The following is a 16,321-nucleotide window of genomic DNA, read 5'->3' on the forward strand; positions in this document are numbered from 1 at the left end:
CATTCCGACCTGGTGTCCAACGAGGAGTGCACGTGCCAGACGAGGCCCAGCCGCTCACCGCCTCCCAGGGCCGGGACGCGCAGGCTGCCGACGCCGCCGCGTCCCCCGCGGAGGTGTCGGCGGAGGGCGGCGGCGCCGACCGGACCGCCCCGCCGACCGGCCGCGAGGAGGCCCCGGCGGGCACGGCCGCGTCCGGGCGCGGGGGTGACGGTTCGCGCGGCCGGAACGCCCCGCCCCGGCCGGTCTCCGGCGTCTCCGGCCGCTCCGGCTCCTCCAACCGGGTCCGCGCCCGCCTGGCCCGCCTCGGTGTCCAGCGCTCCAGCCCCTTCAACCCGGTCCTGGAGCCGCTGCTGCGCATCGTCCGCGGCAACGACCCCAAGATCGAGTCGGCCACGCTCCGGCAGATCCAGCAGGCCTACCAGGTCGCCGAACGCTGGCACCGCGGCCAGAAGCGCAAGAGCGGCGACCCGTACATTACCCACCCGCTCGCCGTCACGACCATCCTCGCGGAGCTGGGCATGGACCCCGCGACGCTGATGGCCGGCCTTCTCCACGACACCGTCGAGGACACCGAGTACGGCCTGGACACGCTGCGCCGGGACTTCGGGGACTCGGTTGCGCTGCTGGTCGACGGCGTCACCAAGCTTGACAAGGTCAAGTTCGGGGAGGCCGCACAGGCCGAGACCGTCCGCAAGATGGTCGTCGCCATGGCCCGCGACCCGCGGGTGCTGGTCATCAAGCTCGCCGACCGGCTGCACAACATGCGCACCATGCGCTACCTGCGCCGGGAGAAGCAGGAGCAGAAGGCCCGCGAGACCCTCGAGATCTATGCCCCGCTCGCCCACCGGCTGGGCATGAACACCATCAAGTGGGAGCTGGAGGACCTCGCCTTCGCGATCCTCTACCCCAAGATGTACGACGAGATCGTCCGCCTCGTCGCCGAGCGCGCCCCCAAACGGGACGAGTACCTCGCCATCGTCACCGACGAGGTCCAGACCGACCTGCGCGGCGCCCGCATCAAGGCCACCGTCACCGGACGTCCCAAGCACTACTACAGCGTCTACCAGAAGATGATCGTGCGGGGCCGCGACTTCGCCGAGATCTACGACCTGGTGGGCATCCGCGTCCTCGTCGACACCGTCCGCGACTGCTACGCGGCGCTCGGCACCGTCCACGCCCGGTGGAACCCGGTGCCCGGACGGTTCAAGGACTACATCGCGATGCCCAAGTTCAACATGTACCAGTCGCTGCACACGACGGTCATCGGGCCCGGCGGCAAGCCGGTCGAGCTGCAGATCCGCACCTTCGACATGCACCGCCGCGCCGAGTACGGCATCGCCGCGCACTGGAAGTACAAGCAGGAAGCCGTCGCCGGCACCTCCAAGGTGCGCACCGACGTCCCGAAGAAGGCCGGCAAGGGCGGCGACAAGGACGCCGTCAACGACATGGCCTGGCTGCGGCAGCTGCTGGACTGGCAGAAGGAGACCGAGGACCCCGGCGAGTTCCTGGAGTCCCTGCGCTTCGACCTGTCGCGCCACGAGGTCTTCGTCTTCACTCCCAAGGGCGACGTGATAGCGCTGCCCGCCGGCGCCACCCCCGTCGACTTCGCCTACGCCGTGCACACCGAGGTGGGTCACCGCACCATAGGGGCCCGGGTCAACGGCCGCCTGGTGCCGCTGGAGTCGACGCTCGACAACGGAGACCTGGTGGAGGTGTTCACCTCCAAGGCGGTTAACGCCGGCCCCTCCCGGGACTGGCTCGGTTTCGTCAAGTCCCCCCGCGCGCGCAACAAGATCCGCGCCTGGTTCACCCGGGAGCGCCGCGACGAGGCCATCGAGCAGGGCAAGGACGCCATCGCCCGCGCGATGCGCAAGCAGAACCTGCCGATCCAGCGCATCCTCACGGGCGACTCCCTCGTCACCATCGCGCACGAGATGCGCTACCCCGACATCTCGGCCCTCTACGCGGCGATCGGCGAGGGCCACGCCGACGCGGCCAACGTCGTGAAGAAGCTGGTGCACGCGGTCGGCGGCGAGGAGGCCGCCAACGAGGACATCGCGGAGACCACGCCGCCGCTGCGCAAGCGCAGCAAGCGCCGCTCCGCCGACCCGGGCGTGGTGGTCAAGGGCGTCGACGACGTGTGGGTCAAGCTCGCCCGCTGCTGCACCCCGGTGCCCGGCGACCCGATCATCGGGTTCGTCACCCGCGGCAGCGGCGTCTCCGTGCACCGCGCCGACTGCCAGAACGTCGACGCCCTGTCCCGGGAGCCCGAGCGCATCCTGGACGTGGAATGGGCGCCCACCCAGTCCTCGGTGTTCCTGGTCGCCATCCAGGTCGAGGCGCTGGACCGGTCCCGGCTGCTGTCCGACGTCACACGCGTGCTGTCCGACCAGCACGTCAACATCCTCTCGGCGGCCGTCCAGACCTCCCGCGACCGGGTGGCCATCTCCCGCTTCACCTTCGAGATGGGCGACCCCAAGCACCTAGGACACGTGCTGAAGGCCGTGCGGGGCGTGGAGGGCGTCTACGACGTCTACCGCGTGACCTCCGCACGTCGGCAGTAGCCGGCCCGCCGCACACGAAAGAGGGGCACGGCCCGCCCGGACCGTGCCCCTCCGTGTCTGTCAGGCGTCAGCCCCCGAACTCCTCCAGTCCCTTCTGTGCCTGGTCCAGCAGCGCCTGCCGCCCGGCGAGTTCCTGCTCGAGCTTCGCCGCCCGCGCGTCGTTGCCCGACGCCCGGGCCTTCTCGGCCTGCTCCCGCAGCTTGTCCACCGCGTCCTGCAGCTGACCGGTCAGTCCGGCCGCCCGCGCCCGGGCCTCCGGGTTGCTCCGGCGCCACTCGGAGTCCTCGGCGTCCTGGATGGCCCGCTCCACCGCGTGCATCCGGCCCTCGATCCGCGCCTTGGAGTCCCGCGGCACGTGCCCCACGGCGTCCCACCGCTCGTTCAGCGCGCGGAACGCCGAACGGGCCGACTTCAGGTCCGACACCGGCAGCAGCTTCTCCGCCTCTGCCGCGAGTTCCTCCTTGCGGGTCAGGTTCTCCCGCTGCTCGGCGTCCCGCTCGGCGAACACCTCGGAGCGTGCTTGGAAGAACACGTCCTGCGCGCCGCGGAAGCGGCTCCACAGGTCCTCCTCGTGCTCCCGCTGCGCCCGGCCCGCGGCCTTCCACTCCTGCATCAGGTCGCGGTACTTGGCAGCCGTCGGCCCCCACTCACGGGAACCGGACAGCGACTCCGCCTCGGAGACCAGCTTCTCCTTGCGCTGCCGTGCCTCCTCGCGCTGCGCGTCGAGCTGGGCGAAGTGCGCCTTGCGCCGCTTGGAGAAGGCGGAACGTGCGTGCGAGAAGCGGTGCCAGAGTTCGTCGTCCGACTTCCGGTCGAGCCGGGGCAGGCCCTTCCAGGTCTCCACCAGGGCACGCAGCCGTTCGCCGGCCACCCGCCACTGATCGCTGTCCGCCAGCTGCTCCGCCTCGGCGACGACCTCTTCCTTGGCCCGGCGGGCCTCCTCGGACTGCTGCGCCTTCCTGGCCCTGCGCTCCTCGCGCCGCTTGTCCACCGCCTCGGTGAGCTGGTCCAGTCGCTCGCGCAGTGCGGCCAGGTCGCCGACCGCGTGATGCGCGTCGACCTGCTCCCGCAGGTGCTCGATGGCCGTCGACGCGTCCTTGGCGGACAGGTCGGTCGTCTTCACCCTGCGTTCGAGGAGGCTGATCTCGACGACCAGGCCGTCGTACTTGCGCTCGAAGTAGGCCAGGGCCTCCTCGGGCGAGCCCGCCTGCCACGAGCCGACGACCTTCTCGCCGTCCGGCGTACGCACGTACACGGTCCCCGCCTCGTCGACGCGGCCCCACGGATCGCTGCTCACAGCGCCTCCTCCACATGACGCCCGCACCGGGTCCGATCCCAGGGGCGTCGTCCACATATTTCGTCACGCCCAACATAAGCGAACGCCGGGTGTGCTGTCCGCATCCAGCGCGGTCCGAATTGTTCGCGGGCCCGGCCGATCGCGCTGATCAGCCGGGCCCGCGGTGCCGGCGCACCCGCCGGCGGAGGAGTGGGGGGTCAGGACTTCCGCACCGTCGCGTCGTCGATCGTCGCGGTGGCGACCGGGCGGCCGTCCTCGGCCTGGCCCTTCACGCCGGCCTTCGCGATCTTCTTCAGCACCTTCATGCCGGAGTCGGTGACGGTGCCGAAGGGGGTGTAGCTCGGCGGCAGCTTGCTGTCCCGGTAGACGAGGAAGAACTGGCTGCCGCCGGAGTCCTTCTGCCCGGTGTTGGCCATCGCGACCGTGCCGGCCGGGTACACGCCGTCCTTCACCCGCTCGTCGTCCAGGTTCTCGTCCGGGATGGTGTAGCCGGGGCCGCCCATGCCGGAGCCTTGCGGGTCGCCGCACTGCAGCACGAAGATGCCCTCGGTGGTCAGGCGGTGGCACTCGGTGTGGTCGAAGAAGTCGTTCTCGGCCAGGAAGGCGAACGAATTCACCGTGTGGGGCGCCTTGCCGGCGTCCATCTCGATGCCGATCTTCCCGCAGGCGGTGTCCAGCGCCATGGTGTACGTCGCGGACTCGTCCACGGTCAGCTCGGGTTCCTTCTTCCACTGCTCGCCGTTCGGTTTGCCCTTCGCGGGCTTGGCGCAGGGGTCGGGAGCGTCCTTCTCCGCGGACGGTGTCGCACTCGGCTGCGGGTCGGAGGCGGTGTCCTCCTTGCCCTCCAGCCCGCCGGACAGGGCGTACGCGGTGCACAGCACGAGCACGACCGCCACGCCGGCCGCGATGGCCGCGTTGCGGATGCGGGCCTTGCGTCGCGTCTCCGCGCGGCGCTCCTGCTGGCGGAGGTACTTCTCGCGTGCGAGCTGCTTCCGCCGCTGCTCACTGGTGACCACGGGGACGTCTCCTTCAGAACGTGCGTGCGTACATGCGTACGGCCGGGAACCTGGCCCGTACCGTATACGCATTCGCGGCGCCCGTACCGGCGCCGGTAGGCTTCCGGGCAGCCGTTATCCATCTGCCGGACGACCGAAGGACGAATGTGCTCGTAGCCGGGTTCCCTGCCGGGGCCTGGGGGACCAATTGTTATCTGGTCGCCCCCGCCGCCGGCGAGGAGTGCGTGATCATCGACCCCGGCCACCAGGCCGCCGAGGGCGTACGGGAGGCCGTGGCCAAGCATCGGCTGAAGCCCGTCGCGGTGATGCTCACCCACGGGCACATCGACCACGTCGCCTCGGTCGTCCCGGTCTGCGGGGCGCACGACGTGCCGGCGTGGATCCACCCCGAGGACCGCTTCATGATGAGCGACCCGGAGAAGGCCATGGGCCGGGTCATCGGCAGGCCGCTGATGGACGAGTTGACCATCGGCGAGCCGGACGACCTGCGGGAGCTGTCCGACGGCGCGGCACTGGAGCTGGCCGGCCTCGAACTCGCCGTCGCGCACGCACCGGGCCATACCAGGGGGTCGGTGACCTTCCGGATGCCCGAGCAGGCCGACATCCCGCCGGTCCTCTTCTCGGGCGACCTGCTGTTCGCCGGCTCCATCGGACGCACCGACCTGCCCGGCGGCGACCACGCCGAGATCCTCGACTCGCTGGCACGCGTGTGCCTGCCCCTGGAGGACTCGACCGTGGTGCTGTCCGGCCACGGCCCCCAGACCACCATCGGCCGCGAACGCGACACCAACCCCTTCCTGCGGGAGGTGGCCGCGGGCGGTCGCGGCGGCGGCCCGAGCGCCCCGCCACGACGAGGAATGTGACGAAGACGCACGCGATGAGCACCTTCTCCGCCCCCAAGGGCACCTACGACCTGATTCCCCCGGAGTCCGCGCAGTTCCTGGCCGTGCGCGAGGCGTTTTCCGCCCCGCTGCGCCGCGCCGGCTACGGCTACGTGGAGACGCCCGGCTTCGAGCAGACGGGCCTCTTCTCCCGCGGCGTCGGCGAGTCCACCGACATCGTGACCAAGGAGATGTACACCCTCACCACCCGCGGCGGCGACGAGCTGGCGCTGCGCCCGGAGGGCACCGCCTCCGTGCTGCGCGCCGCGCTCCAGGCCGGCCTGCACCGCGGCGCCCTGCCCGCCAAGCTCTGGTACTCCGGCTCCTACTACCGCTACGAGCGCCCGCAGGCCGGCCGTTACCGGCACTTCTCCCAGGTGGGCGCGGAAGTCCTTGGCGCCGAGGACCCGGCACTCGACGCCGAGCTGATCATCCTCGCCGCCGACGCGTTCCGCGCCCTGGGCCTCAGGCAGGTCCGGCTGCTGCTGAACTCGCTCGGCGACAAGGAGTGCCGCCCCGCCTACCGCGCCGCCCTCCAGGACTTCCTCCGCGCCCTCGACCTTGACGAGGACACCCGTCGGCGCATCGAGATCAACCCCCTGCGGGTGCTCGACGACAAGCGGGAGAGCGTCCAGCAGCAGCTCACCGGCGCACCGATGATGCGCGACCACCTGTGCGAGGGCTGCAAGGCCTACCACGAGCAGGTGCGCGAACTGCTCACCGCGGCCGGCGTCGCCTTCGAGGACGACCCCCGGCTGGTGCGCGGCTTGGACTACTACACCCGCACCACCTTCGAGTTCGTGCACGACGGGCTGGGCTCCCAGTCCGCCGTCGGCGGCGGCGGCCGGTACGACGGCCTGTCGGAGATGATCGGCGGGCCGGAGCTGCCGTCGGTGGGTTGGGCGCTGGGCGTGGACCGCACCGTGCTCGCGCTGCGGGCCGAGGACGTGGCGCCGGAGACGCCGGCGGGGGCGCAGGTCTTCGCCGTCCCGCTCGGCGAGGACGCCCGTCGCGCCCTCTTCGCGGCGGTCATCGAGCTGCGCCGGGAGGGCGTCGCCGCGGATTTCGCCTACGGCGGCAAGGGCATGAAGAACGCCATGAAGTCCGCCAACCGCTCCGGGGCGCGGTTCGCCCTGGTCCTGGGCGACCGGGACCTGGCCGAAGGCGTCGTCCAGCTCAAGGACCTGGAGAGCGGCGAGCAGAGCCCGGTACCACTCGAACGAGTGGTGGCCGCGGTTCGGGCGAAGCTCGGCTGACCCTTGCGCCGTTGGGGCAGAATGAGTGACAGCCCGACACCACCGACCCCGGCCGACGAGTAGGACGCGACACGTGATGACGACCACGGCATCCCCCGACCACGCTCGCACCTCCACGGACGAGCCACCGGAGGGTGCCGTGGGAGCCCGGCGCGGCTTCTCCTGGCTGCTGATCGTCACCGGCCTGATGGGGCTGCTCGCGGCCGTCGTCATCACCATCGACAAGACCAAGATCCTTGAGGCGAAGGCGCTAGGGGAGACCTACACCCCGGGCTGCAGCCTCAACCCGATCCTCTCCTGCGGCAACATCATGGAGAGCGCGCAGGCCTCCGCGTTCGGCTTCTCCAACCCGCTGATCGGCCTGGTGGCGTACCCCGTGGTCATCGCCATCGGCGTCACGCTGCTCACCGGGACCACCTTCCCCCGCTGGTACTGGCTCACCTTCAACGCCGGCTGCCTCTTCGGCGTCGGCTTCGTCACCTGGCTCCAGTACCACTCGCTGTACACCATCGGCGCCCTGTGCCTGTGGTGCTGCCTGGCCTGGGTCGCCACGATCTTCCTGTTCTGGTACGTCACCAGCCACACCCTCACCCGCGGTCTCCTGCCCGCACCGGCCGGCGTGCGGAACTTCGTCGAGGAGTTCCCCTGGGTCCTGCCCGTGATGCACACGGGCGTGATTGGCATGCTGATCCTCACCCAGTGGTGGAGCTTCTGGACCGGCTGACCGCTGCGCACACCTCTCCGCCGTCCGGTGACCGCGTCCGTACGCGGTCACCGGACGGCGTTGTCAGAGGGGTGACCTAGGGTGTGGCGACGTGGAGCCCGATCTGTTCACCGCCGCCGCCGAGGACCGCCAGGAGCGCGAGCCGTCCGCCAGCCCGCTGGCCGCACGCATGCGTCCGCGCACCCTGGAGGAGGTCGTCGGCCAGCGGCACCTGCTGCGTCCCGGGTCCCCGTTGCGCCGCCTGGTCGGCGAGGGAGCGGGAGGCCCGGCGGGCCAGTCGTCCGTCATGCTCTGGGGCCCGCCCGGCACCGGCAAGACCACTCTCGCCCACGTCGTCAGCCGGGCCACCGACGCGCGCTTCGTGGAGCTGTCCGCCATCACCGCGGGCGTGAAGGAGGTGCGGGCCGTCATCGACGGCGCCCGCCGCTCGTCGGGGGCCTACGGCAAGGACACCGTCCTCTTCCTGGACGAGATCCACCGGTTCAGCAAGGCCCAGCAGGACTCGCTGCTGCCCGCGGTGGAGAACCGCTGGGTCACGCTGATCGCGGCCACGACCGAGAACCCGTACTTCTCAGTGATCTCCCCGCTGCTGTCCCGCTCCCTGCTGCTCACCCTGGAGCCGCTCACCGACGACGATGTGCGCGGCCTGGTCCGCCGCGCGGTCGCGGACCCGCGCGGCCTGGACGACGCGGTCACGCTGCCCGAGGAGGCGGAGAACCATCTCCTCCGCGTCGCCGGCGGCGACGCCCGTCGCGCGCTCACCGCGCTGGAGGCCGGTGCCGGAGCGGCGCTCGCCAAGGGGGAGCGGGAGATCTCCCTGGCGTCCCTGGAGGAGGCCGTCGACCGTGCCGCCGTGAAGTACGACCGGGACGGCGACCAGCACTACGACGTGGCGAGTGCGCTCATCAAGTCGATCCGCGGCTCCGACGTCGACGCCGCGCTGCACTACCTGGCCCGCATGATCGAGGCGGGGGAGGACCCGCGCTTCATCGCCCGCCGGCTGATGATCTCCGCCAGCGAGGACGTCGGGATGGCGGACCCGACGGCGCTCCAGACGGCCGTCGCCGCTGCCCAGGCCGTCGCCATGATCGGCTTCCCGGAGGCGCGGATCACCCTCGCGCAGGCCACGGTGACGCTCGCCCTGGCGCCGAAGTCCAACGCCGCCTACCTGGCGATCGACGCGGCGCTGGCGGACGTACGGGCGGGGCTGGCCGGTCCGGTACCACCACACCTGCGGGACAGCCACTACAAGGGCTCCCAGAAGCTCGGCCACGGCCAGGGCTACCAGTACCCGCACGACCTGCCGGGCGGCGTCGCGGCCCAGCAGTACGCCCCGGACGCCGTGCACGGCAAGCGGTACTACGCCCCCACCCGCTACGGCGCCGAGGCTCGGTACGCGGACGTGGCCGAGCGGGTGCGCGCGCGGCTCGCGGGCCGGTCTCTCCCCGCCGCCGAGGAGGCGGCACCACCGGCGGAGGCGGAGGAGAGGAAGGGCTGACGCCCCCGTGCACGCTCTCCCCGGCGGCCCCCGTCACCGTGCGGTGGTCGCGGCCTCGAACAGTCCGTGCATGGCCCTGCGGAGCCCGCCCATGTCCCGCACGGGCTCGGCGAAGTCGAAGCGCGCGTCGTAGCAGGCGATCCCGTCCCCGTCGCCGAACCGCACCCGGATGCCGAAGCGGTCCAGGGCCAGCGGTGTCACCCGGCCGAGCGCGACCGCCGCGCACGAGGCGTCCCCCGGCGCCTCGTGCGGCGCGGGGAAGGCGTCGAGCAGTGTGCACAGGCCGCGTACCTGGTCGCCGTGGGCGGCGGCCAGGTGCTGGAGCAGCTCCGCCTCGTGCCGGGCGAGGGGGTCGGCCGTCGCGGCGGCGAACGCGTCGGGCTCGACGGCGTCCTCGCCCCACAGGTCGTCCACGTGTGCCTCGCCGACCTCCAGCCGGAGCAGCAGCCGTCCGTCGTCCGGCACCGGCCCGCCCATGGCGTGTTCGGCCAGCAGCCGTGCGGCGGCGGGCCTGTCCGCCGCCGCCACCGGCGTCAGCCAGCCGGCCACCCAGGCCCGGCCGCGGACCCGGTGGGGCACCGCGACGGGTGCGACGTCGGTGATCTCCATCACGGCGCACAGCTCGTCGTCCCGGGCCCGCGCGGCGGCGCGGGCGGCCGGGTGTGCGGCGCCGACCAGCAGCAGCACGTCGCCGTCGGTGTCCACGGCACGGGCGACGGGCACGTCGTCCGGGAGCCCGAGTCCGCCCGTCTCGGACTCGATGCCGGGAACGAGCAGACGGGCGGATACGCTGGACTCCACGAGAGTGCGTACGCGCTCGGCGGCCGAAGGGCCCCGGGCGTCTTCCACGGGACGCGGCTGCCCCGCTTCCGTACCGTCACCGGTGCCGTCGTGGGGGTTCCGAGGTCGAAACATGCGTACTCCTCCGCTAAGGTAAGCCTCACCTAACTTACACGGAGGTCCGTTCAACGTGAACCAGTCGCGTCCCAAGGTCAAGAAGTCGCGGGCACTCGGCATCGCGCTGACTCCGAAGGCCGTCAAGTACTTCGAGCAGCGCCCCTACCCGCCGGGCGAGCACGGCCGCGGCCGCAAGCAGAACAGTGACTACAAGGTCCGCCTGCTGGAGAAGCAGCGGCTGCGCGCCCAGTACGACATCAGCGAGCGCCAGATGGTCCGCGCCTACGACCGTGCCCGCAAGGTCAAGGAGGGCAAGACCGGCGAGGCGCTGATCATCGAGCTGGAGCGCCGCCTGGACGCGCTCGTGCTGCGCTCCGGTCTGGCCCGCACCATCTACCAGGCCCGCCAGATGGTCGTGCACGGTCACATCGCGGTCAACGACCGCAAGGTCGACCGGCCCTCCTACCGGGTCCACCCGGACGACGTGGTGCAGGTCCGCGAGCGCAGCCGCGCCAAGCACCCGTTCCTGGTGGCCCGCGAGGGCGGCTACGCCACCGACGGCGAGACCCCGCGCTACCTCGAGGTCAACCTCGAGGCGCTGGCCTTCCGCCTCGACCGGGACCCGCAGCGCAAGGAGGTCCCCGTGGTGTGCGACGAGCAGATGGTCGTCGAGTACTACGCCCGCTGAGCCCGGGGCCGGTTCCCGCCGGACGTCACGGACCCCGGCTCCGCACCCGCGTCACGCGGGGCGCGGAAGCCGGGGTCCGTCGTCTCGCTCGCACGGCCGCCGTCCGGCCGCCGCCGTCAGCCCGTCGTGACCGGGTCCGTGACGCGCATCCGCCCGCCGAGTACGCCGCCCACCAGAGTGATCAGCGACAGTCCGACCATCAGCAGCGCCACCGGCCAGGACGCGCCGCCGCCCGCGTCCAGCAGGGCGGTGGCGAGGGCCGGCAGGAATCCGGTCAAGGCCCCCGCCAGGTTGTACGCCAGTGCGACACCGCTGTAGCGCAGCCGCGCCGGGAAGAGCTCGGTGAGCAGTGCGCCGGTGACCGCGTACGCCACGGACACCACCGCGATGCCGGCCGTCACCGCGAGTACGACCACCACCGGGTTCTCCGTCTCGATCAGCCAGAACAACGGGAAGGCGAAGAGCGCACTCGCCAGGCCGCCCCACATGGTGACCCTGCCCGGTCCCAGTCGCTCCGCCAGCCGGCCCATCACCAGGATGACCACGATCTCGACGACGGCCGCGACGAGTGTCGCGTTGACCATCAGCCCGCGGTCCAGGCCGAGCGTGTCCGCGCCGTAGGAGATCATGAAGGTGGTCAGCAGGTAGAAGCCGCCGATGCCGAGCAGGGCGGATGCCATCGCGACCAGCAGCGGCAGCCACGCCGTGCGGAAGACCTCCAGTGCCGGGACCTTGGCCCGGTCGTCGTGCCGCAGCAGCTCGTCGAACAGCGGTGACTCCTCCACCCGGCGCCGGATGTAGACGGCCACGAGGAGCATCGGGAAGGCCGCGAGGAACGGCAGCCGCCAGCCCCAGGCGTCGAAGGACTCCTCGGGGAGCAGTAGCACCAGGGCGAACGCGCCGGACGAGAGGAGCGTGCCGACGGGCGAACCGACCTGCGGCAGCGCGGCGTAGCGGCCCCGTTTGCCGGGGGGTGCGTGTTCCACCGCGAGGGTGACCGCGCCGCCCCACTCGCCGCCGACCGCGACGCCCTGGAGCAGCCGCAGCAGCACCAGCAGCGCGGGTGCGGCCAGGCCGATCGAGGCGTGCGTGGGCAGGAAGCCGATCAGTCCGGTGGCCACACCGATGGCCACCACCGTGATCAGCAGTGCGGGCCGCCGGCCGATCCGGTCGCCGAGCCAGCCGAAGAGCACGGCACCGAGCGGGCGGGCGGCGAAGCCGACGCCGAAGGTGGCGAACGCCGCCAGGGTCGCGGCCGTCGGGTCGAGCGAGGTGAAGAACAGGCGGTTGAAGACGAGTGCCGCCGCGGTGCCGAAGAGGAAGTAGTCGTACCACTCCAGGGCGGTGCCGACGAACGCGGCGAAGGCGACCTTCCCGGCCTCCTTGCCGGTGACCACCGCCTCGCCGTCGGCCGGTGTCTCACCGGGGAGCGTGCTGGGGTCCGTCTGCTTCATCGGTTGCTCCTTGCCTACTACGGTGCCTGTTCGCCGGTCACGGGGACGGTTCCGGCGGGGGTGGTGCGCTGCTCCAGTGCGTCCGCTCCGTGGACGCACCGCCCCGCCACGAAGGTGGCGAGGACGTCGATGGCGCCGATGCGGCTGCTCGCGGTGCGTACCGGGTCGTCGGCGAGCAGGACGAAGTCCGCGAGTTTGCCGGGGGAGAGGCTGCCGCGGCGCTGCTCGTCGTGCCCGGCCCACGCGGCGTCCAGGGTGTACGCGCGCAGCGCCTGCTCGGCGGTGACGCGGTCGTCGGCGCCCAGCACGCGGCCGTCCCGGCTCAGACGCTCGACCATGGACTGCATGCCGAGCAGTGGGGCGCCGGGGGCGACGGGACGGTCCGAACTGCCGGGCACCCGCAGGCCGTGCCGCAGGAAGGTCCCGTGCCGGTACAGCCAGTCGACCCGCGCCGGGCCCAGGGCGTCGGCCATGGTGTCGCCGATGGCGTGCAGGAAGTGCGCCTGCGGCACCGGGACGACACCCAGGGAGGCGTAACGTTTCAGCTGGTCCGGCCGTACGACCGCGGAATGCTCCACACGGTGCCGGACGCCGGGGCGCGGCGCGTCGCGCTGCGCCTCCTCGAAGGCGTCCAGAGCCAGGTCGACGGCCTCGTCGCCGATGGCGTGCGCCGCCACCCGCCAGCCCGAACGGTGGGCCTCGACGATCAGCCGCCGCATGTCCTCCGGCTCGTCCTGGTAGACGCCCCCGGCGTGCGGGTGGCCGCAGGCCGCCTCCGTCAGCGCGGCCGTACGGCCCACCAGGGAGCCGTCGAGCCAGATCTTCATCGGGCCCAGACGCAGCCAGGCGTCGCCGAAACCGGTGCGCAGGCCCAGATCGATGCCGGCGGTGATGCCGTCGTCGGCATGGGCGCCCAGCGGGTGCAGGTTGTCGGCGGCCGTCATCAGCTCCACCCGCGTGCGCAGCGTGCCGCGCTCGCGGGCGAGTTGGTAGGCGGCCGCCTCGGCCGGGCTGCGCCCGATGAGCCCGGCGCCGATACCGGCCTCGGTGACGTGGGTGAGGCCCTCGGCCGCGTAGACCGCGCTCGCCCGGCCGATCGCCCCGGCCAGCTCCTCCACGGGGTACGGCATGACCAGGGCGGTCACCAGGGACTGCGCCCGTTCCTGGAGGAGTCCCGTCGGATCGCCGTCCGGCCGGCGCACGACCACGCCCCCGGCCGGCTCGGCGGCCGTGCCGTCGAGTACGCCGCAGCGCCGCAGCACGTCGCTGCTGACCGTGCACATGTGCCCGGAACGGTGGGTGAGCCACACCGGCCGGCCCCCGCCGGCCCGGTCCAGCGCCTCGCGGTGCGGGTGCGCGCCCATGACCGTGTCGTCGTAACCGGAGCCGACCACCCAGCCGTCGGAGGGCAGTCCGGCGGCCTTCCGGGCGACGGCCCCGTACACGGCGTCCGTCGTCCGGGCCGCCGTCAGGTCGAGCTGGTCCAGGGACTGCCCGAACCACGCCATGTGGTTGTGCGCGTCCCCGAACCCGGGTACGACCGTCGCGCCGCCGCAGTCGAGCACCGTCCGGGCCGGCAGATCCGCCACCGCCTCGTCGAGGCCCACCACCACGTCCCCGAGGACGCCGAGGGTGCGGGCGAGTGGGCGGGCGTCGTCGACGGTGCGGATGCGGGCGTCGGTCAGCTTCAGGTCGAGCATGGTCGCGTCCGCCCCCTCAGGCCAGGTTCTGCAGCCGGGTGAGCGGCAGCTCGGCGGCGCGGTGGACGGGCACGGCACGGCCGTCGACCAGCACCGGGTCCGGCGTGGTGGGCACCGCCACCTGCGGCACGGCGGTGTTGGCGACCATGTCGGCGCGGGTGAGGCCGCGGCTGTCGGCGAGTGCGGAGTAGCGCACTCCGCCCGGCAGCGCTCCGGCCGCCCGGCCGTCCTCCAGGCATTCGCGGGAGACGAACACGGTGGACAGCCTGCGCGGCGCACCGCCCATGCCGCCGAAGTACGGCTTCATCACCCTCGGTTGGGTCAGCCGCGTCGAGCCGGAACCCGAGCCGCTCTGCCCCCACGCCACGAAGCCGGACTTCAGCACCAGCTCCGGCTGGGCACCGAAGTACTGCGGACGCCACAGCACCAGGTCGGCGAGCGCGCCCGGCCGCAGCGCGCCGACCTCCCGGGCCATGCCGTGCGCGACGGCCGGGTTGAGCGTGATCTTCGACAGGTAGCGCAGCACCCGCCGGTTGTTCACCACGTCCGGGCCGCTCTCGCCCGCCAGTTCGGCCTGCACGTGTGCCAGCTGCCAGGTGCGCCGCGCGGTCTCCGCGATCCGGCCCATGCCCATCGAGTCGGAGTTGACCATGCTGATGGCGCCCAGGTCGTGCAGGGCGTTCTCGGCCGCGATGGCGTGCTCGCGCACCCTGCTCGCCGCGATCGACACGTCGCTGCTCACGCCGTGGTGGCCGCGGTGCACCGTCATCGTCATCGGCAGCAGCTCGGCGACGGTCGCCGGGGTCAGGGGCAGCGTCGGTGTCGTGGACGAGGTCAGCACATGCGGCCGGGAGACGATCTCCAGCAGGTCGGGGTGACCGCCGCCGCCCTCCACGTGGTAGGCGTGCACGGTCCGGCCGCGGGTGGCGTCCAGGGTGTCCGCCAGGTAGCCGGACTCGTTGAGGGTGTCGGTGTGCAGCGCGACCGGCAGGTCCGCGTCCTCGGCGACACCCAGGCAGGTGTCGACGATCCGAGGGGTGGCGCCCCAGTCCTCGTGGATCTTGAACCCGCCGGCGCCGGCCAGCACCGCCCGCTCCAGCAGCTCCTGCGACGAGGACGACCCACGCGCCAGGAAGGCCACGTTGACCGGCGCGTCCCGCCAGCCCTCGATCAGGCTGTGCAGGTTGTACGCCGGGTTGGCGCCCACGTCCCACACGCCGCCGATGCCCATGCCGACCATCGTGGTGACCCCTGCGGCCAGCGCGGCAGGCACCACCTCGGGGCTGGACAGGTGCACGTGGGAGTCGACGATGCCGGGTGTCGCCAGCAGACCCTCACCGGTGATCATCGCGGTGTGCGAGTCGACCACCAGCTCCACGCCGTCGGCGGTGTGCGGGTTCCCGGCACGGCCGGTGCCGACCACCCGCCCGTCCTTGATGCCGATGTTGGTCTTGCGGACGCCGAGCAGCGGGTCCAGCACCACGACGCCGAGGACCACCATGTCCAGCGCGCTGTCGCGCGGCGCGCGGCCGGCGACCAGCAACCCGTCGCGGGCCGTCTTCCCGCAGCCGCCCAGCATCTCCTCGCCGGGCTCGGTGTCGTCGCCCTCGACCTCCACCCACAGCCCCGTGTCGGCGAGCCGGACCCGGTCGCCGGTCGTGGGGCCGTACAGGGACGCGTACGCGCTCCGCGGCATGCGGTTCATCGTTCTCCTCCTCGCGCGACAACGGTGACGGTCCTGGCGGCCCCGGGGGCGAACTCCACGGACGTGCCCGCGGGAACGTCCAGCCGGTGCCCGCGGGCCGCCTCCCGGTCGAACTCCAGCGCCCGGTTGGCCTCCTCCAGCGGGAAGTGGGAGGAGACCCAGACCGGCCGCGAGCCGGTGTTGAGGACCGTCAGCGGGCGGCGCGGACGGCCCGGCGCCAGGTCCGCGTCCTCACCGGCCGTGAGCACGCCGCCCGGCCCCGTGTCGGAAGCGGGCCCGAAGGGCTCCGCGACGTGCACCAGCGTGGTGCCGTGCGGGAACAGCGCCTCCACCTGCACGGCGGGCACCGCCTCCGGGACGCCCGGCAGCAGGCGGTCCCGGGGCACCACGCTTGCGGCGCGCTCGACGACGTCGGCCAGCGCCACGCCGTCCCAGGCCCACTCCTGGATCTCGTCGCAGACCAGCGCGACGGCCTCGGCGGCCCCCAGTCGCGCGCCGCGTGCCAGCCGTCTGCGGGCCAGTTCGGCAGCGGAGAAGAGCAGGAGGCGTTCCTGTTCCCGTGGGGTGAGATGCATCGGCCTTCTCTCGACGGTCCGGGTGCGGACGTGGCGGGCGGGCGGGCGGTGCTCCGGGCGTTCCTG

Annotated in this window: 13 protein-coding genes; 6 read left to right on the plus strand and 7 right to left on the minus strand. The window is 72.5% G+C overall.

Translation table 11 applies throughout. The annotated features are described in order from the left end of the window. Positions 1-32 precede the first annotated feature (32 nt). Positions 33-2,564, plus strand: coding sequence for a bifunctional (p)ppGpp synthetase/guanosine-3',5'-bis(diphosphate) 3'-pyrophosphohydrolase (locus E4198_RS24125; RefSeq protein ID WP_136185012.1), 2,532 nt, complete (start codon positions 33-35; stop codon positions 2,562-2,564). Positions 2,565-2,631: 67 nt separating this feature from the next. Here E4198_RS24125 and E4198_RS24130 read toward each other — a convergent pair whose 3' ends face one another. Both E4198_RS24130 and E4198_RS24135 read right to left on the minus strand, forming a co-directional pair. Beyond that, positions 2,632-3,861, minus strand: coding sequence for a DUF349 domain-containing protein (locus E4198_RS24130; RefSeq protein ID WP_136185013.1), 1,230 nt, complete (start codon positions 3,859-3,861; stop codon positions 2,632-2,634). Positions 3,862-4,058: 197 nt separating this feature from the next. Then, a complete protein-coding gene (locus tag E4198_RS24135) occupies positions 4,059-4,877 on the minus strand; it encodes a peptidylprolyl isomerase (protein ID WP_136185014.1) in 819 nt (272 codons plus the stop codon). A gap of 146 nt (positions 4,878-5,023) precedes the next feature. Here E4198_RS24135 and E4198_RS24140 point away from each other — a divergent pair, with 146 nt between their 5' ends. The 4 genes from E4198_RS24140 (at position 5,024) to E4198_RS24155 (ending at position 9,236) form a co-directional block, all read left to right on the plus strand. Then, positions 5,024-5,740: an MBL fold metallo-hydrolase gene (locus E4198_RS24140; protein WP_136185015.1), complete on the plus strand. Its 717-nt coding sequence runs from the start codon at positions 5,024-5,026 to the stop codon at positions 5,738-5,740. Between the two features lie 14 nt (positions 5,741-5,754). Continuing rightward, the gene (gene hisS / locus E4198_RS24145; protein WP_136185593.1) at positions 5,755-7,014 is read left to right on the plus strand and encodes a histidine--tRNA ligase; all 1,260 of its coding nucleotides are present in this window, start codon (positions 5,755-5,757) and stop codon (positions 7,012-7,014) included. Between the two features lie 76 nt (positions 7,015-7,090). Beyond that, positions 7,091-7,738, plus strand: a complete 648-nt coding sequence (locus E4198_RS24150) for a vitamin K epoxide reductase family protein (RefSeq protein WP_136185016.1) — start codon at positions 7,091-7,093, stop codon at positions 7,736-7,738. A 91-nt stretch (positions 7,739-7,829) separates the two neighbouring features. Continuing rightward, the gene (locus tag E4198_RS24155) at positions 7,830-9,236 is read left to right on the plus strand and encodes a replication-associated recombination protein A (protein WP_136185017.1); all 1,407 of its coding nucleotides are present in this window, start codon (positions 7,830-7,832) and stop codon (positions 9,234-9,236) included. A gap of 33 nt (positions 9,237-9,269) precedes the next feature. Here the strand turns inward: E4198_RS24155 and E4198_RS24160 are convergent, their stop codons facing one another. Beyond that, on the minus strand, positions 9,270-10,037 hold the full coding sequence (locus E4198_RS24160; RefSeq protein WP_247597821.1) for a DUF2470 domain-containing protein: 768 nt from the start codon (positions 10,035-10,037) through the stop codon (positions 9,270-9,272). A gap of 169 nt (positions 10,038-10,206) precedes the next feature. Between E4198_RS24160 and rpsD the strand changes: the two genes are divergently transcribed. Beyond that, a complete protein-coding gene (gene rpsD, locus E4198_RS24165; RefSeq protein ID WP_136185018.1) occupies positions 10,207-10,821 on the plus strand; it encodes a 30S ribosomal protein S4 in 615 nt (204 codons plus the stop codon). 116 nt (positions 10,822-10,937) lie between these two features. On the opposite strand, the gene E4198_RS24170 is transcribed toward rpsD, so the two are convergent. The 4 genes from E4198_RS24170 to ureA are packed head-to-tail and all read right to left on the minus strand — an operon-like array spanning position 10,938 to position 16,255. Beyond that, positions 10,938-12,275: an MFS transporter gene (locus E4198_RS24170; protein ID WP_136185019.1), complete on the minus strand. Its 1,338-nt coding sequence runs from the start codon at positions 12,273-12,275 to the stop codon at positions 10,938-10,940. A gap of 17 nt (positions 12,276-12,292) precedes the next feature. Next, on the minus strand, positions 12,293-13,975 hold the full coding sequence (locus tag E4198_RS24175; RefSeq protein WP_136185020.1) for an amidohydrolase: 1,683 nt from the start codon (positions 13,973-13,975) through the stop codon (positions 12,293-12,295). A gap of 16 nt (positions 13,976-13,991) precedes the next feature. Then, positions 13,992-15,680 carry an urease subunit alpha gene (locus E4198_RS24180; protein WP_136185021.1) on the minus strand — a complete coding sequence of 563 codons (1,689 nt, stop codon included), beginning with the start codon at positions 15,678-15,680 and terminating at the stop codon, positions 13,992-13,994. After that, positions 15,677-16,255, minus strand: coding sequence for an urease subunit gamma (gene ureA / locus E4198_RS24185; protein WP_136185022.1), 579 nt, complete (start codon positions 16,253-16,255; stop codon positions 15,677-15,679). Before ureA ends, E4198_RS24180 begins: the two co-directional genes overlap by 4 nt. Positions 16,256-16,321: the final 66 nt, after the last annotated feature.

This window comes from Streptomyces sp. RKND-216, from assembly GCF_004795255.1.
Classification (GTDB): domain Bacteria; phylum Actinomycetota; class Actinomycetes; order Streptomycetales; family Streptomycetaceae; genus Streptomyces; species Streptomyces hazeniae.